At 47.4% G+C, this 587-nt stretch carries 1 protein-coding gene; it reads right to left on the bottom strand.

The window, feature by feature from the left end; genetic code table 11:
* Nucleotides 1-513 (bottom strand): leucine-rich repeat domain-containing protein (locus RUMCAL_RS11370; protein ID WP_040648084.1); only part of this gene is annotated, 513 nt, incomplete at its 3' end.
* Nucleotides 514-587: the final 74 nt, after the last annotated feature.

Genomic DNA, 587 nt, shown 5'->3' on the forward strand with positions numbered 1-587 from the left:
ATACTTTCCCCACGTTTTCACGCTGGCAGGCACAACGACTTCTGTAATGGCGGTGTGATAAAATGCATGCGACTGGATTGCAGTAACTGCCTGCGGAATGGTAACAGAAGTCAGACCGGCGGTATCATTGATTACAGCATCTTCCTGTGCAAAAGCGGAATCACCGATGCTGGTCAGTGTAGCTGGAAGAGATACCGTTTCTGCATTGGAACAATGATAAAACAAACTGTCACCAAGACGAGTAATGCCATTGCTGAGTACAATTTCTTTGATCTTGTCGTTTTGATAGAATACCGAATCGCGAGAAGTATAGTCGTATGTTGCACCCGTGCCACGCAGCAGCAGTTTGCCATTGTCATAGAGAACATAGTAGATGTTTTCACCGCACTGTCCGGTCGCTAGGATTTCGCCTGCGGTCAAGTCATCCACCTTGGTTTGCAGTTCGGAAATCTGACTGTTCATTGCATCCAGACGCTTTTGCAGTTCGTCCAGCGTGGCATTCGTCTTTGCCATTTCGACAAGCATCTCCGTCACTCTGCACTTGCCAAGAATACACTTGCAGTAACCGCATTTACTCTCATCTGCAC

Origin of the sequence: Ruminococcus callidus ATCC 27760, from assembly GCF_000468015.1 — a bacterium.
Lineage (GTDB): Bacteria > Bacillota > Clostridia > Oscillospirales > Ruminococcaceae > Ruminococcus_C > Ruminococcus_C callidus.